General features: G+C 68.3%; 21 protein-coding genes and 1 riboswitch. Of the genes, 11 read left to right on the top strand and 10 right to left on the bottom strand.

The window, feature by feature from the left end:
• Window positions 1-746: 746 nt before the first annotated feature.
• The 3 genes from ACQPYH_RS04400 to ACQPYH_RS04390 all read left to right on the top strand — a co-directional run bounded on the left by ACQPYH_RS04400 (window position 747) and on the right by ACQPYH_RS04390 (window position 4652).
• Window positions 747-908, top strand: a complete 162-nt coding sequence (locus tag ACQPYH_RS04400) for a hypothetical protein (protein ID WP_432886912.1) — start codon at window positions 747-749, stop codon at window positions 906-908.
• A gap of 10 nt (window positions 909-918) precedes the next feature.
• Window positions 919-1863, top strand: coding sequence for a DUF5937 family protein (locus ACQPYH_RS04395; RefSeq protein ID WP_432886909.1), 945 nt, complete (start codon window positions 919-921; stop codon window positions 1861-1863).
• A 230-nt stretch (window positions 1864-2093) separates the two neighbouring features.
• Complete coding sequence (locus ACQPYH_RS04390) at window positions 2094-4652, top strand: glycosyl hydrolase (RefSeq protein ID WP_432886907.1); 2559 nt, start codon at window positions 2094-2096, stop codon at window positions 4650-4652.
• On the opposite strand, the gene ACQPYH_RS04385 is transcribed toward ACQPYH_RS04390, so the two are convergent.
• The gene (locus ACQPYH_RS04385; RefSeq protein WP_432886904.1) at window positions 4649-5650 is read right to left on the bottom strand and encodes a LacI family DNA-binding transcriptional regulator; all 1002 of its coding nucleotides are present in this window, start codon (window positions 5648-5650) and stop codon (window positions 4649-4651) included. The two genes, ACQPYH_RS04390 and ACQPYH_RS04385, sit on opposite strands and share 4 nt — an antisense overlap.
• Window positions 5651-5698: 48 nt before the next feature.
• Window positions 5699-5810, top strand: a riboswitch (TPP riboswitch).
• Between ACQPYH_RS04385 and thiS the strand changes: the two genes are divergently transcribed.
• Together thiS and ACQPYH_RS04375 are read left to right on the top strand one after the other, a co-directional pair.
• A complete protein-coding gene (gene thiS / locus ACQPYH_RS04380; protein ID WP_137252359.1) occupies window positions 5803-6006 on the top strand; it encodes a sulfur carrier protein ThiS in 204 nt (67 codons plus the stop codon). It overlaps the preceding riboswitch by 8 nt.
• 1 nt (window position 6007) lies before the next feature.
• Complete coding sequence (locus ACQPYH_RS04375; protein WP_432886902.1) at window positions 6008-6781, top strand: thiazole synthase; 774 nt, start codon at window positions 6008-6010, stop codon at window positions 6779-6781.
• On the opposite strand, the gene ACQPYH_RS04370 is transcribed toward ACQPYH_RS04375, so the two are convergent.
• Window positions 6756-8615, bottom strand: a complete 1860-nt coding sequence (locus tag ACQPYH_RS04370; protein ID WP_432886899.1) for a DUF6807 family protein — start codon at window positions 8613-8615, stop codon at window positions 6756-6758. The genes ACQPYH_RS04375 and ACQPYH_RS04370 overlap by 26 nt on opposite strands.
• Window positions 8616-8675: 60 nt before the next feature.
• Here ACQPYH_RS04370 and ACQPYH_RS04365 point away from each other — a divergent pair, with 60 nt between their 5' ends.
• Window positions 8676-9062 carry a RidA family protein gene (locus tag ACQPYH_RS04365; RefSeq protein ID WP_432886896.1) on the top strand — a complete coding sequence of 129 codons (387 nt, stop codon included), beginning with the start codon at window positions 8676-8678 and terminating at the stop codon, window positions 9060-9062.
• Between the two features lie 13 nt (window positions 9063-9075).
• Here ACQPYH_RS04365 and ACQPYH_RS04360 read toward each other — a convergent pair whose 3' ends face one another.
• Together ACQPYH_RS04360 and ACQPYH_RS04355 are read right to left on the bottom strand one after the other, a co-directional pair.
• Window positions 9076-9948, bottom strand: coding sequence for a serine hydrolase (locus tag ACQPYH_RS04360; RefSeq protein WP_432886894.1), 873 nt, complete (start codon window positions 9946-9948; stop codon window positions 9076-9078).
• Window positions 9945-10820, bottom strand: a complete 876-nt coding sequence (locus ACQPYH_RS04355) for a LysR family transcriptional regulator (RefSeq protein ID WP_432886891.1) — start codon at window positions 10818-10820, stop codon at window positions 9945-9947. Before ACQPYH_RS04355 ends, ACQPYH_RS04360 begins: the two co-directional genes overlap by 4 nt.
• Before the next feature lie 121 nt (window positions 10821-10941).
• On the opposite strand from ACQPYH_RS04355, the gene ACQPYH_RS04350 reads away from it, so the two are divergent.
• The gene (locus ACQPYH_RS04350; protein ID WP_432886889.1) at window positions 10942-11868 is read left to right on the top strand and encodes an MBL fold metallo-hydrolase; all 927 of its coding nucleotides are present in this window, start codon (window positions 10942-10944) and stop codon (window positions 11866-11868) included.
• Here the strand turns inward: ACQPYH_RS04350 and ACQPYH_RS04345 are convergent.
• Window positions 11858-12592, bottom strand: a complete 735-nt coding sequence (locus ACQPYH_RS04345; RefSeq protein ID WP_432886886.1) for a GNAT family N-acetyltransferase — start codon at window positions 12590-12592, stop codon at window positions 11858-11860. The genes ACQPYH_RS04350 and ACQPYH_RS04345 overlap by 11 nt on opposite strands.
• A gap of 84 nt (window positions 12593-12676) precedes the next feature.
• Window positions 12677-14080: a PLP-dependent aminotransferase family protein gene (locus tag ACQPYH_RS04340; protein WP_432886883.1), complete on the bottom strand. Its 1404-nt coding sequence runs from the start codon at window positions 14078-14080 to the stop codon at window positions 12677-12679.
• 97 nt (window positions 14081-14177) lie between these two features.
• On the opposite strand from ACQPYH_RS04340, the gene ACQPYH_RS04335 reads away from it, so the two are divergent.
• Genes ACQPYH_RS04335 through ACQPYH_RS04325 form a run of 3 tightly spaced genes read left to right on the top strand, consistent with a single transcriptional unit; the run spans window position 14178 to window position 16351 of the window.
• The gene (locus tag ACQPYH_RS04335; protein WP_432886880.1) at window positions 14178-15464 is read left to right on the top strand and encodes an FAD-binding oxidoreductase; all 1287 of its coding nucleotides are present in this window, start codon (window positions 14178-14180) and stop codon (window positions 15462-15464) included.
• Between the two features lie 16 nt (window positions 15465-15480).
• Window positions 15481-15840, top strand: coding sequence for a DUF1622 domain-containing protein (locus tag ACQPYH_RS04330; protein ID WP_432886878.1), 360 nt, complete (start codon window positions 15481-15483; stop codon window positions 15838-15840).
• A gap of 7 nt (window positions 15841-15847) precedes the next feature.
• The gene (locus tag ACQPYH_RS04325) at window positions 15848-16351 is read left to right on the top strand and encodes a tetratricopeptide repeat protein (protein WP_432886876.1); all 504 of its coding nucleotides are present in this window, start codon (window positions 15848-15850) and stop codon (window positions 16349-16351) included.
• Between the two features lie 20 nt (window positions 16352-16371).
• Here ACQPYH_RS04325 and ACQPYH_RS04320 read toward each other — a convergent pair whose 3' ends face one another.
• The 4 genes from ACQPYH_RS04320 to ACQPYH_RS04305 form a co-directional block, all read right to left on the bottom strand.
• Window positions 16372-17220 (bottom strand): SAM-dependent methyltransferase, encoded by an 849-nt coding sequence (locus tag ACQPYH_RS04320; protein WP_432886873.1) that lies wholly within the window; start codon window positions 17218-17220, stop codon window positions 16372-16374.
• A 113-nt stretch (window positions 17221-17333) separates the two neighbouring features.
• Window positions 17334-17771, bottom strand: coding sequence for a rhodanese-like domain-containing protein (locus ACQPYH_RS04315; protein WP_432886870.1), 438 nt, complete (start codon window positions 17769-17771; stop codon window positions 17334-17336).
• A gap of 64 nt (window positions 17772-17835) precedes the next feature.
• Entirely contained in the window at window positions 17836-19722 is a 1887-nt protein-coding gene (nhaA, locus tag ACQPYH_RS04310; RefSeq protein WP_432886867.1) for a Na+/H+ antiporter NhaA, read from the bottom strand.
• 881 nt (window positions 19723-20603) lie between these two features.
• Window positions 20604-21041 (bottom strand): GNAT family N-acetyltransferase, encoded by a 438-nt coding sequence (locus tag ACQPYH_RS04305; protein ID WP_432886864.1) that lies wholly within the window; start codon window positions 21039-21041, stop codon window positions 20604-20606.
• Window positions 21042-21695: 654 nt separating this feature from the next.
• On the opposite strand from ACQPYH_RS04305, the gene ACQPYH_RS04300 reads away from it, so the two are divergent.
• Window positions 21696-22394, top strand: coding sequence for a GAF and ANTAR domain-containing protein (locus ACQPYH_RS04300; protein ID WP_432886861.1), 699 nt, complete (start codon window positions 21696-21698; stop codon window positions 22392-22394).
• Window positions 22395-22439: the final 45 nt, after the last annotated feature.

The following is a 22439-nucleotide window of genomic DNA, read 5'->3' as shown; positions in this document are numbered from 1 at the left end:
GGGGGTCGCCCGGTGGTGGGCGGGGGCGGGGGCTCGCTCGGTGGGCGGCCTGTGGGAGGTGGCGGTGGGCGGAGTGCGGTGGGCGGACTGGGGGTGGGCGGACTGGGGGTGGGCGGACTGCCGATTGCGGTCGCCCGGTGGACGGGTGCGGTCGGCCGGGACGGTCGGGTGGGCGAGTGGCTGGGCGAATGCGGCGGGAGGGCGGCACCCGATGGGTGTTGGGCGGCCCGCGCGCTGGGTGCGGTGGGGCGGGGGCAGGGCGCGCGCCTGTTGGGCGGTGCGGTGAGCGATGGGCGGTGCGGTGAGCGATGGGCGGTGCGGTGAGCGGTGGGCGGGTTGGTGAGCGGTGGAGGCGGGGAGAGCGGTCGGCGGGTTGGTGGGCGGAGTGCGGTGGGCGGAGTGCGGAGAGCGGTGGAGCAGGGCGGTCGCTCGGGGGCGAATGCGGTGGGCGAATGCGGTGGGGTTGCGGCGGGTGGGCGCGCAGCCGGTGGGGGTGCGGCGGCCGACGCGGTGGGCGGAGGGGCGGGTGGTCGCCCGGGGGCGGGCGGGTGGGTGGGCGGGTTGATCGCCATGACGGGGTGCGGTCGGCGGGGTGTGGATGGGGTGTGGCGATTGCCGTGATCGTTCACGGGAAGGTTCACGTCAGTATGGGGAGGTGGGATGGGAGGGGTCAACGGGTGGGATGTGGTTGGGGGGTCAAGTTGGTGGTTCATACTGCGGGCGTACGACGGACCTAGGAGGGGTTTATGAGTGATCGTGAGCCGGATGAGGTTGAGCCGGATCTGGTGGAGGAGGAGACCGAGGTCGGGTTTGATCTGGGGACGGATGTGGCGGAGCCGCAGGCGCAGTACGGGTCGGAGAGTTTTGATATTGCCGATGACCTTGGCTACGGCAACGGGCCGGCCTGAGTAGCGGGTCGTGCTGACTTACGAGCTGACTTCGCGGGATCTGGCGGAGGTGCGGTTTGCGGTGTCGCCGGTTGCGGAGATGGTGTTGTCGTTGCGTGCGTTGCGGGAGCCGGGTCGGTTCCCGTTGCAGTTGGGGTGGGTCAGGGCGGTCCAGCCGCGCGTGGCGGAGCTGGACTGGGACGTACTGCGGTGGCTCGTCAACGACACGATGGGGAGCCCGGATTTCCTGACCCCGCGCCCGACCTCCCCGCTCACGCAGCTCGCCGACGAGCTGCAACTGATCGGCGACGTGGACCGCGAAACGTACGAGCGGCAACTCGTCGCGGTGAACGGCGAGCTCCCGGAAGACCTGACCATCGACAAGGTCCTCGATGCACTGCGCCAGTACTGGGACGCCATGATGGCGCCGTACTGGGACCGGATGCGAACCCTCCTCTCGGCAGACATCAGTTACCGCGGGCATGTCCTCACCCAGCACGGGACCGGCGCGATGCTCAATGGACTGGCGCCGGCGATCAGCTACGCGGACGGGCTGCTGAAAGTCGACCGGGTGGCCGCTGTCAGCCGGACCGAGGCGATAAAGGGCCGAGGACTCGTGCTCCAGCCGAGCCTGTTCGGGCCGCACGCTGTGATCCCGTTCGACCCGGGAGCCGAACCGATACTGGGCTACCCGCCCCGCGGCCAAGCCAACCTGTGGTCGGTCGTCGAGCCGCCGTCGCAGCAAGATCTGGCCCAATTGATCGGTACGCCGCGCGCGCACATTCTCGAACTACTGACGCATCCCCGCACGACAACGGACCTGGCCGGCGAGCTGAAGGTGACGCCGTCGGCCGTGAGCCAGCATCTCCAGCTGCTCCGCCGTACCGGTCTCGTCGAGCCGCAACGCACCGGCAAGCAGGTGCTGTACCGCCCGACCGAGCTCGCCGCCCTCCTCACGGGAGCCGAGCTCAGCTGACACGGGCCGACCTCAGCTAACGCGGGACCGAGCTCAGGAAACGTGGGACCGAGCTCAGGAAACGTGGGACCGACCTCAGCTGACACGGGGCCGACCTCAGCAAAGGCGCCGGAAGCGGACAGTGGCGAGCTGTTGACACGGAGATCACCCACAGCGATAGTACAAATCGATTTGCATCACGTCGTGGCAGCCGACGTCTCACCTACACCGCCCTGATTCAAGGAGTCGGCATGAGACGTAGTCTTGCCATCGTTCTCGGAGTTCTCCTCCTCTGCTTCGGCACCGTCGCCCCGGCCCACGCGGCGACCCTCGCCCTCACTCCCCTCACCCTCGGCAACGTGTTCACCGACGGCCAGCAGGTGAAGATCGGCCTCAGCACCGACGCGTCGTCAGTCACTTGGTCGGCGGCCGACGTCAATGGCACCGTCGTCGCCACCGGCAGCCAAGCCACCGCGAGCACGCTCCAGGTCTCGGTCACCACCCGCGGCTGGTACAAGCTGACAGTCCAAGCAGGCACGGTCAGCGCACAAACAACCTTCGCGATCCTCAGCCCACTCAGTACGGCGTCGGTCGCCGGCCTCACCACCAATCGGGTCGGCGATTTCGAGAACACCGCGGAAGGCTGGACCTTCTACCCAGGCAGCGAATTCCCCGGCGCCACCGGAGGCTTCGCACTCGACACCACCGACAACCACTCCGGCACCAGCTCGGGCAAACTGTCCGGAAACTTCAGCGCCGGCGGAGCCTACGTGAGCGTCAACCGCACGCTCCCGTCGGTCAACGCGTCCAGCGTCAGCTTCTGGGCCAAGTCCCCGAACCTGACCTTCCTCACGTTCCGCATCACCGACTCCACCGGCCAGGTCCATCAGCAGCGCCTAACGTTGTCTGGGGCAACTGATTGGCAGCCGCTCAGCGTCGCCCGGTTCGACGGCGGCAAGCAGTACGTCCACTTCGGCGGTGCCAACGACGGTGTCTGGCACGGTCCGGCCAAGGGCCTCGAGGTCGTTCTCGACAAGGGCGCGATCACCGGCGCGACGAGCAGCAGCGTGAGCCTCGACGACTTCACCGTGAACGCGCAGTCCACCAAGCCGACGACGCCGCTCGGCGACTACGAGAGCGCGGCCGAGGGCTGGTCGTTCTACCCGGGCAGCGAGTTCGCCGGCGCGACCGGCAGCCTCACCTACGACACGACGAACCTGCAGGCCGGCGCGCAGTCCGCGAAGCTCTCTGGTGACTTCACGGGCGGCGGCAACTACGTCGCGATCCAGCGCACGATGACGCCGATCAACCTGACCGCCCTCAGCCTCTGGGTGAAGACGAGTCAGTTGTCGGCCATCGGTCTCCGGCTGACCGACGCGACCGGCCAGGTCCACCAGCAACGCCTCACGCTGTCGGGTTCGACGGCCTGGCAGCAGCTCAATGTCACCACCTTCAACGGAGGCGCCGGCTACCTGCACTTCGGCGGCGCCGACGACGGCGTCTGGCACGGGCCGGCGAAGGCGATCATGCTCACGCTGGACAAGAGCCTGATCATCGGCGGCGGTACGACGGCCTCCGTCAACGTCGACGCGGTCGCGGCGACCACGCCCACGACGTACAACGGGGTCGGCACGCACTTCGCCGGTTCCTGGGCGCCCGATGTGATCCCGCTGGTAAGTCAGGCCGGTGCTCGGACGGCGAGAGATGAGGCGTACTGGTCCGCCGCCGAGACCACAGCAGGCACGTACGCCTTCCCGGCCAAGGTCACGACGTACCTGCAGTCGTTCCAATCCAATGGGCTCGACCCGCTGATGGTCGCGGACTACGGCAACTGCCTCTACGACTGCCCCGATCAGCTCTTCAACGCGCCGTACACCGACGCCGGCCGGACCGCGTTCGCCAACTACGCCAACGCACTGGCGAACCAGAACCCGCAGGTCCACAACCTCGCGGTGTGGAACGAGTGGGACGTCAACGCAGCCGGTCCCGCCAACAAGACACCCGATAGCTACCTCGCGCTGCTGAAGGCGACGTACACGAAGGTGAAGGCCACCCATCCCGATCTCAACATCGTCGCCGGCGGCGACACCGACGTGACCCAGCAGGCCTGGTTCCAGACGTTCTGCCAGCTCGGCGGGCTGCAGTACCTCGACGTCGTATCCATCCACCCGTACAACTTCCTGCACGCGCCCGAGAGTCTCGGTACGGCGATCGATCAGGTGCGGGCAACGATCCGGCAGTACAACGGCGGTGTCGACAAGCCGATCTGGATCACCGAGGCCGGCTGGTACACCGGCTCCGGCAGCGCGGTCCCTGTCGACGAGCCGACGCAGGCGATGTACATGGCGCGCGAGATGCTCAACGTGCCCGGGCACGACGTCGACCGGTTCTACATGTACGACTTCAAGAACGACGGCATCGACCCGGCCGCGGCGGAGAACAACTTCGGGCTGGTTCACAACGAGGCCGACGCACTCGGCAAGTACACCCCCAAGCCGTCGTACGTCGCCTATGCCACAGCCGCACGGCAGCTCCGCGGCGCGACGTTCCTCGGCAAGGAGAACCCGGGCAACGGCCTGATCGACCAGGTCTACGCGGCGAACGACGGTACGCCGTTCCGCGCCATCTGGGCCGCGTCCGGATCCAACACGACGGTGACGGTCAACGCGACCGGCCCCGTCCAGGTCACGAGCCTCTACGGTCTGACCAGCACGATGACACCTAATGCGAACGGCCAGATCACAGTCACGGTAGGCGTCTGGCCGACGTACATCTCGGGCTCGACGGTGACGTCGGTCACCGCGCCCTAGGCGGATTCCCGCGGTACGACGGACGGCGCGAACAGAATGCGCTGCGGCAGGCTGGCGGCCGTCCCCTCCAGCCTGCCCAGCAGGACCCGGCCGACCGCGCGACCCTGCTCGCGCGGATCGCCCGCGATCGTGGTCAACGACGGCGAGATGAGCGCGGCAGCCTCGATGTCGTCGAAACCCATCACTGCAAGGTCGTCGGGAACCCGCAACCCGCGATCACGCGCGACGTCGAGTGCGCCGATCGCGACCATGTCGTTCGTGCACAGCACGGCCCGCGGCGGCTTGCGCAGTTCGAGCAGCTTCTGCAACCCCGCCGTACCGCCGGCACGCGAGAACTCCTCACGGACAACCAACTGACCGTTGAACCGCAGCCCGGCCGAGGTCAGCGCGCGCCGATAACCCTTCACGCGGTCGGCGGGCGGACCTTCACCGACAGGACCGGTGATGAAGCCGATCCGGTGATAGCCCCGGCCTATCAGATATCGCGTGGCGATCTCCCCCGCTGCGAGGTCGTCGGAAGTCAGTACGTCGATCCCCGCAGAGGCTCGACGCCCGCCCATCAGCGCCACCGGGATCCCCGCCTCGACGGCAGCCGCGACGTCGCTCGCCTTGCTGTAGTAGCCGGCGAACACGATCGCGTCGACGCTGCGAGTCACCATCCGCGCGACCAGATCCTTCTCGGCCGAAGGCGAGCCGTCCGTGTTGCCGATCAGCACCTGGTACCCGGGCTCGCTGACCACGTCGAGCAGACCGCGCGCGACCGACGGGTAGAACGGGTTCGTGATGTCCGGCACGATCAGCGCGATCGTCTGCGTCCGCTGCGTCCGCAGACTGCGGGCCAGCTGGTTCGGCTCCCAGCCGAGCTCGTCCATCACCGACCGCACCCGCGCCCGAGTCGCCTCCGAGACATGCCGCCGGCCCGACAGCACATGTGAAACCGTCGTCGGGCTGACTCCGGCCCGAGCAGCCACATCCGAGATCCCAACCCGCTTCGCCAAGACGGTCGCCTCCCCAGGCAGTTTCGGTCACGATAGCCACGCTATAATTGAGAAGTCCGCGGGAGCTCGCAGGGAGTGGGCTGAGAGGGTGACTACGCCGTCACCGACCGCTGAACCTGAATCGGGTAATTCCGGCGTAGGGAGGAAGCGCGATGGAATCCGTCTGGGTGAACGGTACGGCGATCGACGTACCGGCCGGCAAGTCCGTGGCCGAGCTGATCACGGAGTACTCCGATCGCACGACCGGTATCGCGGTCGCCGTGAATCAGAACGTGCTGACCAAGGCCGAGTGGGCGCAGACCGCGTTGCGGAGTGGCGACCGGGTCGAGATCGTCAGCGCGACGCAGGGAGGCTGAGATGGACGATCCACTGGAGCTCGGCGGACGGACGTACACGTCCCGGCTCATCATGGGGACCGGCGGTTCGGCCAACCTGGAAGTGATGGAGGAGGCATTGATTGCCTCCGGCACCCAGTTGACCACGGTCGCGATGCGCCGCCTCGGCACGGGGCATGAAGGCTCGGTGCTCGACGTACTCAAGAAGCACAGCATCGACGTACTGCCGAACACGGCCGGCTGCCACACCGCCGCCGAGGCCGTGCTGACGGCGAAGCTGGCGCGGGAGGCGTTGGAGACCGACCTGATCAAGGTCGAGGTCGTCGCCGACGATCACCTCCTGCTGCCCGACCCGTTCGAGCTGCTCGATGCCGTGGAAGCGTTGGTGGCGGACGGTTTCACCGTGCTGCCGTACACGAACGACGACCCGATCCTCGCCCGCCGGCTCGAACAGGCAGGGTGCGCGGCGGTCATGCCGTTGGCAGCACCAATCGGTTCGGCGCTCGGGATCCGCAACCCGCACAACATCGCGCTGATCGCGGACGCGGCCAACGTTCCGGTCATCGTCGATGCGGGGATCGGTACGGCGAGCGACGCCGCGCTGGCGATGGAGCTCGGCTGCGATGCGGTCATGCTCGCGACGCCAGTGACACGTGCGGAGAAGCCTGCCCTGATGGCCGCCGCGATGCGTGACGCTGTCTCCGCAGGACGAGCCGCACGCCTCGCCGGACGGGTCCCTCGCCGCTGGCAATCCGCGCTGGCGTCGTCGCCTACAACTGGTCTGCCAACGACTTAGCCTCGGCGAGTTCCACCGGCCGATCCAGCAGGAGCGCGGTAAGCGACAGCCTCAGCTCCTGGTTGGGTTGCAGCGTGAGCGGGCTGTCCCAGGCGAGCGCTGGGCACGCGCCGACGTACGAGTCGACGCGGAGGAACCACCGCCGTACGCCATCGGGCTGCACCAACAACAGACTCACGTCGCCCTGGACGAAGGCCAGCCACGGACTCGTCGAACCGAACGCGGCGTCGAGGCCCTCACCATCAGCTGAGAGCACCGTCGTCTCGGCCACAGGCAATCGCCAGAAGATCCCGCCGTACGCGGCGCCTTCTCGACCGGCCGTCGTCGGGTTCTCGATCTGCATCGAGCCGTAGCGCGCGGTCAGGACGCTTTGCCAGTCGAGTCGCCAGCCGCCGGCAGCGAGTTCTCCGGCGAGACGACGGCGTTCGACGAGCTGCGGCCGGCCTTGTTCGTCGTACCAGGTGATGTCGTCGATCAGCTCGTGATCGTTGGCGATGACGCCGCGGCTGCGTTGCTGACCGTGGTTCGTCAGCAGGGTCGGGCCCTGGTCGCGGACGTACGTCCGGCCGCCCCAGTGCGAGGTGCCGTTGACGACCGGTACGGCGAGCGAGACGCCGTAGTGATGCCGATGATCGACCGGGCTGACCTCGGTCAACGGGTGTCCGCCGAGCGTGCGGACCGGGTGCAGGTATGGCCGGGGCGCGTGCACTTGCGGCATCCGGCGTCCGAATTCGTACCGCGCGAGCATGCCCGAATCGCTCCCGAGCGCGAAGATGTCGCCCTGCTGCTGCCACCCGAGCCGACCAGCCGCCGTACCGCCGTGCAATCGCGGCTCCGGCACCGGCCCCGTGCTCGCACGCACCGCCAGCCGCAGCTCAGGTACGTCGTCCGCATCGCCGTTCGGTGCAGCGATCGACGCGTGCAGCCGCCGCCACGCCAGCTCCCCAAGGTCCTTCTGCGGCACGCGAACCGTCGTCAGCGACGGTACGGCGAATCGCGCCAGCCCGATGTCGTCCATCCCGGTCACCGACACATCAGCCGGTACGGCGACACCGACCTCGTTGAGCCTCGCCAGCAGACCGAACGCGACCAGATCGTTGAACGCGACCACCGCGGTCACATGCGACTCGAGCACCCGTTCAACTGCGGCGTACCCGTCCTCGATCGACCGCCCGCACTCGAGCCGGACAAGCTCCAGCCCCGGGATCTCCCGCTGCGCGACCTCGAGAGCCCGCAGCCGAAGCGTGTTCGACGCACTCGCCGCCGGCCCCGACAGGAACGCGAGCCGCCGATGCCCCAGCCCGACCAGATGATCGACGACGATCCGTACGGCGCGGCCGTAGTCGACCACCACCGACGAGACATCCTCCGGGCCTTGCCTGTTGACGAGGATGACCGGCTGCACCTGCGGCAACAGCTCGAGCAGCCGCTCCTCGTCCAACCGCGGCGAGACCATGATCAGCGCATCGCACCGCCGGCGCGCCTCGATCGCGATCTCGGCCTCGGCGGTCGGGTCCTCGTCGGTCTCCGCGACCAGCACCCGGTAACCGGCCGCCGCGGACGCGTTCGTGATGCCGCGAAGGATCTGCTGGAACAGCGGGTTGCCCAGATCGGGGACCACCAGTGCGACCATGTTCGTCCGGCCGAGGGACAGGCTGCGTGCCAGGTCACTCGGACGGTAGTTGAGCCGGTCCGCGGCCGCGCGCACCCGGGCGACGATCTCGGGTGCGACAGTGAGCCGGCCGTTCATCACCCGGGACACGGTCGCCCGCGACACCTCCGCCAGCCGCGCGACGTCGGCGATCGTGATCGAGTCCTTCGGTGTCCGGCCCACACCCGTATCCTCTCCCGATGGAAACCGGTTTCTCAACCCTTGCCGGGGTATATCTGGTGCATGAGCAACCTGGAGTATCCGCGCGCAGTTGGAGTTGCCCCGGGCAACGGTTACAGCCACGTCGTGACCGGTCACGGGCAGTGGGTGGCGATCGCCGGACAGGTCGCCCTGGACGCCGACGGGAAGCTCGTCGGCGTCGGTGATCCCGGCGCCCAGGCCGAGCAGGTGTTCGCCAACCTGGAGCGCTGCCTGGCCGGCGCGGGCGCGACCTTCGAGGACATCGCGAAGATGACGATCTTCGTCACCGACATGGCGCACATGCCCGCGATCCGCGCGGTGCGCGACAGGTACATCCCCGGCACCAAACCGGCCGCCTCCGCCGTCCAGGTGGCCGCCTTGTTCAACCCCGACGTCCTCCTCGAGATCGAAGCATTCGCGATCGTCTAACGCAGCAGATCGTCTAACGCAGGAGGTCGACGGCTACGCGGGCCGCCTCGCCGATGGCGGCGTCCACGCGTGGCTGGCGGACGTCGCCGCGCGCGGCGAGCGTGAAGACCGCGACCGCGTACGCCGTACCGCCCGGCAGCGTGACCACGCCGACCTCGTGCCGCAACGCCCCGAACGTCCCGGTCTTCCCCGCGACGCGTACGCCGTCGTGCGGGAAGCCGGACGCCAACCGGTGCAGAAACACCTGCCGCTGCATCGTCGCCTTGGCGAACTCGGTCTGCTCGGGCGACAGCAACTCCCCCGCCCACAACCGCCGCAGCAACAGCGTCATGTCGCGGGCGCTGGCTGCCGAGGCGTTCACTGCTTCATAGACCCCGGCCGGATCGGTCTGGTCGTTGTCCGCCAGTACGGCGAGGGCCGCGTCCGGATCGTTCGTTCTGGTCCGGCGTTGCAGATCACGCAGATTGCCCGCGGTACCGCGGCGTACCCAGGTCCTTTGCAGACCGAATGACTTGAGCAGCTCGGCCAGCCGCGGCAGCCCGACAACCTCCAGCAGTGCATCCGCGGAAGCGTTGTCGGACAGCGTCATCATCGAGAGCGCCAGGTCCCGCAGCGAGGCCGTGACCGGATCCGCGAAGGTGGACAACCCGGTAGGCCCGCCGGTCTTCGTCGACGGATCGAGCGTGAGCTGCTGCCGTGGATCGAGCTCGCCGAGATCCACGAGCCGGCAGAACCCGGCCAGCAACGGCAGCTTGTACACCGAGGCCAGCGGCACGATTCCGTCCGCGTCGACCTCGACCGTCGCGTCGGGTTCGTCCAGCGCGACCGCGTGCAGCCACCCGCGTACGCCGGCGTCCTCGAAGACCGCGCGGATGCGGGCGTTCACGACGCCACCAGCGCTTCGGTCAGTTGCGCGATCACGTCGTTCGGCCGGAGGAACGGCGTACGCGTCCTCGACCACACGAGCCTCAGCCGCAACGGCAGCGGATCGTCGGCCAATCGATGGCGGGTCACCCCGGGCGCGGTCAGTGCGGGGTCGGCGGTCACCACGATCGCCTGGCCCGCCGCGGTCATCGCCAACCCTGCTCGCTCATCGGTGACGACGACCGTGCCGCCGGTGGGTCGATGCAAGGCGAGCGTGTCCAGGAACAGGTCACGGGCCGCCGGAGCCTCCGTCCGCGGGCGAATTGCTACCGGCAACCCTTTGAGCTGCGGCAACCCCACGACCTCGTCGTCCACGAACCCGGCCGGCGCGAGCGCCCAGGTCGGAAGCAGCGAGACCGGGCCGGCTTCCAAGCCATCCAGTACGACGGGATGCAGTACGGCGGCCAACGTCAGCCGACCCGTGTTGACCTGGTTGATCAGCGAGCTCGTCGAGGCGGTGACGACTGTGACTCGACTGCCCGGGATCACCGCGCCGGACGCGGCGGCCACGGCAGCACCGGCTGATGGCGGGACTTCGGGCGCCAGACCGAGCCGGATCTCCGGGCCTTCGGGATCGCGGTCGACCGCGGCCTGGTGCAGCTCCTCGATCGAGGTCAGCGCGCGGCGTGCGTACGGCAGCAGGGCGGCTCCGGCAGGAGTGAGCTCGACCCGCCCGGCCCCGCGCTCGAAGAGCTTGACGCCGACGAGGGCCTCGAGGCGACGCAGGCCCTGGGACAGCGGTGGCTGGGTGATGCCGACGACCCGGGCCGCGTCGCCGAAGTGCTGCTCCTCGGCGAGCGCGATGAAAATCTGCAGATGTCTTTCAGTCAGCATGACGTGACTGACCTGCAGTGATATCTCCAGACAATCGCCTCATGCCTGAGAGCATATTCGACACCCTCTGCTGCGCTCGCCTTGACTGATGGTCCGGACGACAAGAGGAGACAGCGTGAAGATGAGTCGGAGAGGGATGCTGACCGGCGCGGCGGCTGTTGGAGCGGCCGCGGTCGGGGCGGCCGGTGTGGTCGGGCTTGAAGGCAGCAGTGAGGCAGCGACGGCGCCGGCCGCCAAGCGCGAGCCGGTGGAGTTGACCTGGTTCGGGACACACGCTTGGCAGCTCAAGTGCGGGAAGAGCGTCGTACTGACCGATCCGTGGCTGACCCGGTTCAAGACCGGAACGTTCACGCCTGAGGGTGCGGACCCGAAGACGAAGCTTGTGATCGAGCCCGAGGTGATCGACAAGCACCTGAGCACGGCCGACGCGATCCTGGTCCATCACGGGCACTACGACCACATGGCCGACGTTCCGTACGTCGCGAAGAAGACGCAGGCGACCGTGCTGTGCACCGAGACGCACGCCAACCTGCTCCGCGCCATGCGAACGCCGAATGAGCTGCTCTCACCGGTCCGCGGCGGCGAGTACCTGCCGTTCGACGGCTTCTCGATCGAGGTGTTTCCGTCGTTGCACTCCTGCAGCGGCAAGCGGCACACGTACGCATACCCGGGCTACCGGTACGACGTACCGCAGCGTCCGCGGGTGATCGAGGACCTGGTCGAGGGCGGCACACTCGCGTTCGTGATCACGATCGGCGGCCTGCGCATCCTCAGCCTGAGTACGGCGAACTTCGACCCGAACGCCTTGCGCGATCTCCAGGTCGACGTGATCTTCGCGGCCCCCGGCGGCGAGCCGGGCATCACCGATCGCCTGCTGCAGACCATCAAGCCGGTGCGCAAGGTGATCGCGACGCACTGGGACGACTTCGACAAGCCCCTCGACGACCCCGGTATCCCCTGGACCGACCTGACCCCGCTCCGCCAGTCGGTGGAGCGAACCGGCGCCGAGTTCGTCGTCCTCGATCACCTGCAGCAGGTCACGCTTTGACGCGGTAGTGGTAACGCGAGACGGTCCGGAAGCCGAGGTTGTCGTAGAGCGTGCGGGCCGGTGCGTTGTCTTCCAGCACGCTCAGCCAGACCCACCTGGCTGTTGCCGCCTGCAACAAACCGCGGATGACGGCGGAGGCGAGGCCCTGGCGCCGGAAGCGTTCGTCGACGGCCAGACAGTAGAGGCCGGCGGTGTCGTCGACGAGGGCCAGCCGGCCGATCGCCTTCGCCTGTTCGCCGTCGGGAATGGTCGCGTAGAGAGCCTTGCCGCGGGCAAGGATCTGCTCGGCGGTGGTCCGGTCGGCTGCGCCGCCGCGGCCGTCGACGCTCCACCAGCAGTCCATCCAGGCGGCGGACGGGGTCGTGGAAATATTCACCTCGTCCGCCGTCACGGGCAGCTTCGCGAGCACGTCGGGGAGCGCGGCACACTGCACCAGCGTGGGGTTGCGAACCGTGTAACCGCGGGCTTCGAGGTGGACGTCCAGGTCGCTGGGCTGGACCGCCGGGCTGATCTGGAACGACGGCGTGATGTCATGCGCGGCGTAGAGGTTTTCGACGTAGTCCAAGGCCCTGTGGACGTCGAAGGGTGCAGTGGCCGGCAGCACTGAGTTGGCTCGGAGCGTGACGCCCGCGTTGCGGCGGACCAGCCAGCCGTCGAGCTCCGTGGTGTCGGCGGCCGGCCAGGCCTGATTCATCAGCGAGTCCATGCGAGCTTCGGCGATCACTCCACCAAGAGTAGAACCGCTCGGATCGAATTGCAATTGAATGGATACTTATTCACTGAACCATTCCATACGGTTTGGTATGGTTCAGCGGCCGCCGCGGATCGTCGCAACGGCGTCGGCGAGCAGTTCGATGCCCTCGACAACTTCCTTCTGGTTGAGCGAGCCGTACCCGAAGACCAGCCCGGCCGGCCCCGATCCGGCCACCCAGTACGGCGCCAGCCCGTACACACCGAGCCCGCGCTCGGACGCCGCCGTCTGCACCGCGTCCTCGGTGAGATCCGGGGGCAGGAACGTCATCACATGCAGACCGGCCGACACCCCGACCGGCTCGAGCTCCGGGATCCGCGCCGCCAGTTCGTCGACGAGCGTGTCCCGCAGCAGCCGGTACCGCGGCCGCATCCGGCGCAGGTGCCGATCGAACTCACCACGCGCGACGAAGTCCGCGAAGGCCAATTGATCGAACACCGGCGACCCGCGATCGTCCATCAGTTTCGCGTGCGCCATCGGCTCGACCAGCCACGCCGGCAGGATCAGCCATCCGAGCCGGAGCCCGGGCGCAAGCGTCTTGCTCGCCGTCCCGGCGTACGCGACGCGCTCCGGCGCCAAACCCTGCATCGCGCCGATCGGCTCGCGGTCGTAGCGGTACTCCGCGTCGTAGTCGTCCTCGATCACCAGCCCGTCGCGCCGAGCAGCCCAGGCAACCAGCGCCGCCCGGGTCTCCGCCGAGGTCACCGCACCGGTCGGGAACTGATGGGCTGCCGTCACGAGCACCACGTCCGCGCCCGACCGCTCGAGCGCATCGACATCGACCCCCGACTCGAGCACCGGTACGCCGATTGCCTCGAGCCCTGCCGCCGCTGCGACCTCGCGCAGATCATTGTCGGACGGATCCTCGACAGCCAGTCGCTTGTACCCCTGCGCAGCCAGCACCTGCAGCAGCAACCGTGATCCCTGTGCGAACCCGTTGCAGATCAGCATGTTCTCCGGGCGCGCCGCCGTACCGCGGACTCGGTTGAGGTAGTCGGCGAGCGACGTACGCAGCTCGATCGTGCCGCGACCGTCGAGGTACGCGAGGCTGCGGTACGGCGTCTCGTTCAGCACCCGGCGGATCGATCGGAGCCACGCGGCGCGGGGGAACTGCGAGACGTCCGGCCGGCTGTAGCGGAAGTCGATCCGTGGCGGACCGCTCGCGGATCTCAGCGTGGCGGTCGGCTCGACCACGGCAATGTCTGCGACCTGCGTGTACCCGCCACCCCGGCTGACGAGATAGCCCTCGGCGACGAGTTGTTGATAGGCCTCGACGACCACGCCGCGGGACAGCCCGAGGTCCTGTGCGAGCGCGCGGGTGGACGGCATCACTGTGTCCGGCCGCAGCAGACCGGCCCGGATCCGCGTCCGGATCCCGCTCTCCAACTGCTGATGCAGCGGTACGCCGTTGTCGCGCTGCAGCTCGACCAGAAGTTCACCGGTCCCGGAACTGGTCCTCATTCGGCTCACAGAACTGGACCTTATCGGAGTACCGCTTCGCTGTCAGGGTTGTGGACAGACCAAAACGACAGACCAGAACGACAGGGAGTTGAGAGCGATGACCACGATGCTGCGCACCGGCGACGCCGGCTTCGACGAGGCCCGGACCGTCTGGAACGCGATGATCGACCGCCGTCCGGCCGCGATCGCCCGGTGCTCGAGCACCGCTGACGTCGTCGAGGCAGTGCGGTTCGGCCGGACGGCTGGGCTGGAGATCGCGGTCCGCTGCGGCGGTCACAACATCGCCGGCCTCTCGGTCCCCGATGGCGGGCTGATGATCGACCTGACGCCGATGAACGCGGTGCACGTGGACCCCTCGCAGAAGCGAGCCTGGGTCCAGGGCGGCGCGCTGTTGGGCGAGCTGGACAAGGCAGCGCAGGAGTACGGACTGGCGACGACGGCGGGGAATGTCTCGCACACCGGCGTCGGCGGGCTGACGCTCGGCGGCGGGATGGGGTGGCTGGCGCGGCGGTTCGGCCTGGCCTGCGACAACGTCGTGTCGTACGAGGTCGTGACCGCGGACGGTGCGGTTGTGCGGGCCAGTGCGGACGAGAACCCCGAGCTGTTCTGGGGTCTGCGCGGCGGTGGCGGGAACTTCGGGATCGTCACCCGGTTCGAGTTCCAGCTGCACGAGATCGGGACGCGGGCACTGATCGTCGAGCTGACCTACCCGGGGTCGGCCGGCTTCCACGTACTGCGCGGTTGGCGTGATCTGAACGAGCAGGCTCCACGCGAGGCGACGTTTGCCGCAAGCATCAAGCCGGACTCGGTGACGGTCGGATATGTGTGGGTCGGCGAGGGCGGGTACAGCCTGCTGCCGGCGCTCCGCGCGCTCGGCCCCGTGGTGGATGAGGTTGTCGAGGAGACGACGTACCTCAAGCTGCAGACCCGCGACGACAGCGTGCAGGGTCACAGGTATCGGCGCTACTGGAAGGGTCACTACTTCAAGTCCCTGCCCGACGACGCGATCCGCGCTCTGCTGCGTACGCCGGGACCGTCCGCGAGCCTCCAGGCATACGGCGGCGCGATCGCCGACGTACCGGATGGGGATGCGGCGTTCAGCCACCGGGAAACGCTGTTCGAGTTCGTCACCGCGACTCGGTGGGAGGACGCGGACGAGGACCAGGCGCGGATCGCCCAGTTGCGCGAGTACGCCGCGACGCTGGCGCCGTACGCGAACGGGGCGTATGTGAACACGCTGAACGGCGACCCGATCCAGCGCGCGTTCCCGTCGGCGAAGCTGGAGCGGCTGGTCGCGCTGAAGACGGCGTACGACCCGGCGAACGTCTTCCACCTCAACCAGAACATCCTCCCCGGCGAGGCGGGTGCGGAGAGCGCCGCCTGACTGGTACCTCTGGAGGGTGGACTTCGAGTCGGTGTTCGCCGATATCGCCCGCGTCATCGAGGGCGCGGGCGTGGTCATCATGGCCATCGGCCTCGCCGCCGTCCTCTTCCGGTACGTGTACGACGTGGTCCGCAAAGGCGCGGGGAGCTACACCGAGCTGCGGGTGAACCTGGGCCGGGTGATCCTGCTCGGGCTGGAGATCCTGATCGTCGGCGACATCATCCGGACGATCATCGTCGAGACCTCGGTGGAGAGCGTGCTCGTGCTCGGGCTGATCGTGGTGATCCGGACCGTGCTGAGCTTTGCGCTCGAAGTAGAGATTTCGGGGTCCTGGCCGTGGCAGCAGCGACGTACCGACCAGTCCGACGCGGCATGATGGAGATGTGACGACTGATCTGACGCCGGAGCTGGCTGCGACGATCGAGGAGGCGTTCGCCAAGCGGGACCGGGCGAACATGGGCCCGACGATCGCCTTCTTCGAGAAGCTGCTGAGCGAGCATCCGGACAACCCGCATGTGCTGTACGAGGTCGGCGGGTCGTACGACACCGCCGGCCAGGAGGAAAAGGCGGTCGGGTACTACGAGCGCGCGCTGCCGGGGCTGACCGGGGAGACGCGCCGCAAGTGCCTGCTGCAGTACGGCAGCACGCTGCGCAACCTCGAGCGGTTCGACGAGTCGCTGGCGGTGTTCAAGGACGCGTGCGCGGAGTACCCGGAATCGGACTCGCTCCGGGTCTTCAAGGCGCTGACGCTGAACGCTGCCGGGAAACATGGCAAGGCGCTGGCCACACTGCTGCTGGTGATCGCCGACAAGGTCGACTCGGCCGAGATCAAGCGCTACGAGGCCGCGATCCGCGGGAACGCGGACTACCTGGCCAACCTGGGCTAGGTCCTGGGCTGGTTGCCGGGCTAGCTCGAGGCCTTGCGGCCGACTCCGCCGTAGATGGCGTCGCGGATGTCGGCCGGGTGCTCCTCCTCGACGCGACCGCCGGGGACGTGCCACTCGCCCAGCGGGACGACGCCCGGCTCGAGGAGCTCCAGGTCGCCGAACAGCGACGAGATCTGCTCGACCGAACGGAACGCCAGGGTCGGGAACGCGTCCTTGACGTTCTCGAGCAGCTCGGTCACGAGCACATCGACCGGACCGCCGTCGCCCGGGTTGCAGGCGTGCGTGATCGCCAGATACGACCCCGGCGGCAGCGCGTCGGCGTACTTCGCGGCGATCTCCCGCGTCTGCTCGTAGTCGGCGATGTGGTGCAGCATCAGCGCCATCACCAGCGCGACCGGCTCACCGCCGGCCAGCAGGTCCCTGATCGCCGGGTCCGCCAGCACCGCGTCTGGCTTGGTCAGATCCGCGGCGGTGAACTGCGTCCGGTCGTTGTCGAGCAGGAGTGCCCGCCCGTGGGCGACCACGGACGGGTCGTTGTCGATGTAGATCACCGAGGCGTCGGCGTTGACCTTCTGGGCGATCTGGTGGGTGTTCTCCGCGGTCGGCAGGCCGGAGCCCGCGTCGATGAACCGCCGCACGCCGACCTCGTCGGCCAGCCAGGTGATCACTTCGCGGAGCCAGGCCCGGTTCGCCCGGGCCCAGACGGGTGTCTCCGGCGCGATCTTCATGATCTGCCGGTACAGCGCGCGGTCGGACTCGTAGTTGTCCTTGCCGCCGAGGGCGTAGTCGTACACCCGCGCCACGCTCGGACGCGTGGTGTCGATCCCGTGCGCGACCAGCCCGCCGTCATGTGTCGGCTGATCGGTCACACTGTCTCCTCGCGTCGAGGCGTCCAACGTCCAGTACGAGGGTAACGCACAGAGAGTCAGCGTTTCACCACGGCGAGTTCGATCTGTGTAAAACCTCAACGCTCACAGGGCTTTCAGCACGCGCACGCAACTCCACGTGGCGCGGTGAGCGGATCCGGTAACCGGCGATCGACCCCGTCGGCGGTCTCCACCGGCAGCCCTTCACGGGTCCAATACTCGAACCCGCCGATCATCTCCTTCACCGGATATCCCAGTTTCGCGAACTCCAGCGCCGCGCGGGTCGCGCCGTTGCAGCCCGGCCCCCAGCAGTACGTCACGACATCCACACCTTCAGGTACGACGGATGCCGCGCGCGCCGCGATCTCCCTGGTCGGCAGGTGGACCGCACCGGGGACGTGCCCCTGGTCCCAGCTCTCCTGACTGCGGCTGTCGATCAGCACCCAGCCCGTCACCCCGCCACCGATGTCCGAGGCGACATCCGACACGTCTGACTCGTACGCCAGCCGCTCGGCGAAGTGCGCGACGGCGGCCTGGTCGATCTGTTTGGTCATGCAGCCAGCGTCAGCCATCCGGCGATATGCGAACAGTGGCAGAAATGCCCTAGTACATCAAAATTCAGCCATGACGCTGTGTGATCTTGGCCCGCGCCCGCGCCACCTTGATCGCCGCCTTCAACGACTCCACGTCGTACGCGCCGTAATGCCGCTGACCGTTCACGAAGAACGTCGGCGTACCGGACACCCCGCTGGTGTCGGCGGACTCGACATCCTGCGCGACCCGGGCCGCGGCCACGTGCCGCTTCACCTCGTCGTGCAGCTTGTCCGCGTCCAGGCCGAGCTGCTCGGCGTACCGGAGCAGGTCGGCCGGCTGAAGGTCGTCCTGGTTCGAGAGCAGCAGGTCGTGCATCTCCCAGAACGCGCCTTGCTCGGCCGCCGCCTCAGCCACCTCCGCTGCGATCTGGGCTCTGGGGTGTACGTCGGACAGCGGCAGGTGCCGCCAGACGAAGCGGAGGTCGTCGTCCTGCATGACGTCGCGGATGATCGGCTCGGCCAGACCGCAGTACGGGCACTCGAAGTCGCCGTACTCGACCAGCGTCACCGATGCGTTCTTCGGACCGCGGATGTGGTCGCGCTCCGGATCGACCGGGTCGGTCAGGTCCTGCAACTGCTCCGCGTTGCCGAGCAGCGCGAACGCCTTCTTCGGCGGGGAGAGCAACTTGGCCGCGCGGAACACCACCCAGGTGAGCGCCGACGCGACGACCACCGCCGACAACAGACCGACCTTCGCCTCGGCCAGCTGCGGTCCGTCGAACGCGATCGTTGCGATCAGCAAGGAGACGGTGAACCCGATCCCGGCGATCGTGCCGCTGCCGAGCACCGCGGCCCAGCCGACACCCGCCCGGATCCGGCCGGCGCTGAGACGCTCCAGCAGCCAGGACACCGACGTCACCGCGACCGGCTTGCCGATCACGTACCCGAGCAGGATGCCGAGCGTGATCGGCGAGGTGAACGCGCGCCCGAGGAACGCCATGTCGATGGTCACGCCAGCGTTGGCGAGGCCGAACAGCGGGACGATGAGGTAGCTGGTCCAGGGGTGGTAGAGGTACTGCAGGCGCTCGTTCGGCGAGATCGTCGTGGTGAGGCCGACGGTCGCGGAGCGCGCGAGCTCCGGGGTCGGTTGCTCGCGGAACAGGCGGAAGAGGCCGGTCGCCTGCTCGAGCTCTTCTCGTCCGGGTGAGTACGCCGGGGCGGTCAAGCCGATCGCCAGTCCGGCTACGACCGGGTCGACACCGGACTTGAGCAGGGCGGCCCACATGAGTACGCCCAGCACGGCGTACAGCCAGGTTTTGCGGACGTGGAACAGCGAGAGGGTCAGCACGATGGCGAACGCGATGATCGCCAGCACGAGCGGCATCAGCTGGATGTCCTCGCTGTAGACGACCGCGATGACAACCAGTGCGAGCAGGTCGTCGACGACGAAGACGGTCAGCAGGAACACCCGCACGCGATCTGGTACGCCGCGGCCGACGAGCGCGAGCAGGCCGAGGGCGAGCGCGGTGTCGGTCGACATCGCGACACCCCAACCGTGCGAGCCCGGTCCGCCGGCGTTGAACGCGAGATAGATCAGTACAGGCAGGACCATGCCGGCGATCCCCGCGAGCATCGGCAGGATGAACCGGGTGCGGTCCCGGAGATCGCCTAGGTCGAACTCGCGGCGCGCTTCCAGTCCGACCACGAGGAAGAACAGCGTCATGAGGCCGCTGTTGATCCACTCCCTTAGGTCCAAGCTGAGTACGTCGTCGCCGAGGCCGATCGAGAGGTGGGTGCGCCAGAGGTCGTCGTACATGCCCGGGAAGAGGTTCGCCCAGAGCAGCGCGAGGACGATCGCTGCCGCGAGTACGCCGGAACTACCCGCTTCGGTCCGCAGAAAGGACCGCATCGGCGCGGCAACCTCTCGCCGCCAGTTAGTCCGCCCACTGAACAGACCAGTCAAGTCCGCCACAGAGGAACTGTAACCAGGCTGGCTAGGAAGTGTGGGGAGAGCCCATCGCGGTGCTACGCGCGACTCGTTCCTCGCCGTGCTACGCGCCGACTCCCACCCACCCCCGGGCTGCCGCCCGGAGCATCCTTCTCCGGCTATCGCCGGGATCTTCCGGCTACCGCCGGACCTGCGCGCTGCCGCGCGGTCGACCGCTCCGTGGTGCAGCTGGTCCGTACTTGTTGGGTGGGATTGTGGGGATCCCCCGCGGTGCTACGCGCGACTCCTCCGTCGCCGTGCTCCGCGCCGCCCCACCCACCCCCGGGCTGCCGCCCGGAGCATCCTCTTCCTGCTACCGCCGGGATCTTCCGGCTACCGCCGGACCTGCGCGCTGCCGCGCGGTCGACCGCTCCTTAGTGCGGCTGATCCGTATCTGTTGAGGTGGATTGTGGGGATCCCTCGCGGTGCTACGCGCGGCTCCTGCGTCGCCGTGCTCCGCGCCGCCCCACCCACCCCCAGGGCTGCCGCCCGGAGCATCCTTTCCCGGCTACCGCCGGGATCTTCCGGCTGCCGCCGGAGTTTGCGGGCTGCCGCCCGTACCCGCGCGCTACCGCGCGACCGACCGCCGCGTGGCACCGCCGGCTCGCAGCACCCGTCGAGGTGACTACAGCAGGCCCACGCGGTGCTATGCACGCCTCCTCCGTCGCCGTGCTCCACGCCGCTCCCACCACCCACCCCGGGCTTATCGCCCAAAGCATCCCTTCCGGGGCTATCGCCGGGCCCTTCAGGCTGCCACCGGAGTTGCGCGCTGCCGGCTCGTTCGACCGCCTGGTGCATGCTTGCCGAGTTGGCCGCCGACCCTGCCGGACAGGCTCGGGTGGCGCTGTGGCCGAGTCGAGTGTCGTTCAGTTGAATGTCTTCTTGTAGAAGGTTGCGGAGTCCTCATACCCGAGGGCGAGGTAGAAGTCGCCGGCTCGGCGGCTGGCGAGCGCGAGATAGGAGGCGCCGATGGACTGGGCCCAGCTCTCGGCTTCATCCATCAGGCGACGTCCGACGCCGGTGTTCCGCATCTGCTGATCGACCATGAGTTCCTCAACCCACGCGACGGGGCCGTTGGCCAGAAACGTGAGATGGCTGTTCCCCAGCAGGTAGCCGACGACGCCGCGCTCACCGGTCTCCGCGACGAGCAGAAGTGTGTGCGGAGCGCCGACCAACTGAGCCCAAGTGGCGTCGAACGCAGCACGCTCGGGCGTGAACGAGGTGGCGAAGTCACGCGCAAGCGGCCACACCTGCTGGCCATCGTCTAGGCGAGCTGGGCGGATGAGAGCTCGGTTATCAGACACCGACCTAGTCTGCACACCTTGATGTACGCCCGTCGCGGCCGGTTCGCCGAAAACGTGCGCGCGGCAACCAAGGTCGTCGCCGCGGGGTCACGAGCACGGGTGCGGGCAGCAGTGCGTAGCACCGCGGGAGCTCCCCACAATCCCCCCCTCAACAGGTACGGACCAGCCGCACCACGCTGCGGTCGACCGCGCGGCAGCGCGCAGCTCGGGCGACAGCCCGCACGTGCGGCAGCAGCCGGAAGACCCCGGCGACTGCCGCAAGAGGATGCTCCGGGCGATGAGCCCGGGGGCGGGCGGGGCGGCGCGAAGCACGGCGACGAAGGAGTCGCGCGTAGCACCGCGAGGGACTCCCACAATCCACCTCAACAGTTACGGACCAGCCGCACCACGGAGCGGTCGACCGCGCGGCAGCGCGCAGCTCGGGCGACAGCCCGCACGTGCGGCAGCAGCCGGAAGACCTCGGCGACAGCCGCAAGAGGATGCTCCGGGCGATGAGCCCGGGGGTAGGCGGGGGCGGCGCGGAGCACGGTGACGAAGGAGTCGCGCGTAGCACCGTAGGGGTCTTCGTATCCTTTTGGTGGACCAGCTAACACTCCAGGGGCGTTGGGCTGCATGATTGCCGTGCCTATTGCACGACCATGCCCTGGAGCCCCTGTGACCGAGCCTGACCTCGCTACGTCGGCGGATACGTTTGCCCGGCTGGCGATCGAGTTGCATGATGCGCCTGGTGTCGAGGAGACCATCGACGCTGTTGTGCAGTTTGCGTTACAGGCTCTCAACTGCACGTACGCCGGCGTGACGCTCTACACCCGTGGTTCGCGGGCAGAAATCGCAGCCGTCACCGACCCGGTTGTCGCGGATGTCTACGAGCTGCAGATCGACACGGAGAACGGTCCGCTGGTCACCGCGCTCCGCGAGCGTACGGCGATCCTGATCCGCGACACAGACTCCGACGACCGTTGGCCCGAGTGGGCGGCGAAGGTGTCAGCGCTGGGTGTGCGCAGCGTTCTCGACGTACCGCTTGCGACCGGTGACGCAACGCGACAGACGGTCGGCGTACTGGGGTTGTACAGCCCGGTCCCGGACGCGTTCACCGAGGACGACGAGGCGATCGCGCACATTCTTGCTCGGCACGCGTCGGTTGCGGTCGCGTCGGCGCGGCACGAGGAGTCGATGGCGCACGCGGTTGACGCGCGGAAGCTGGTCGGCCAGGCGATGGGCATCCTGATGGAGCGCTTCGACGTGGACGCCGATCGGGCGTTCGCGATCCTCAAGCGGTACTCGCAGGACACCAACACCAAGCTCCGCGACGTCGCGCAACACCTGATCGACACCCGGAAGCTCCCGCACTGACCGGACGCCGTGCATTCTGACAGCGTTGTCCAGGCAACGCGGAGT

The organism is Kribbella sp. CA-245084, assembly GCF_050942355.1.
In the GTDB taxonomy this organism is placed as follows: Bacteria; Actinomycetota; Actinomycetes; order Propionibacteriales; family Kribbellaceae; genus Kribbella.
The sequence above is the reverse complement of the archived record's forward strand: the minus strand, read 5'-3'. Positions and strand labels throughout refer to the sequence as shown.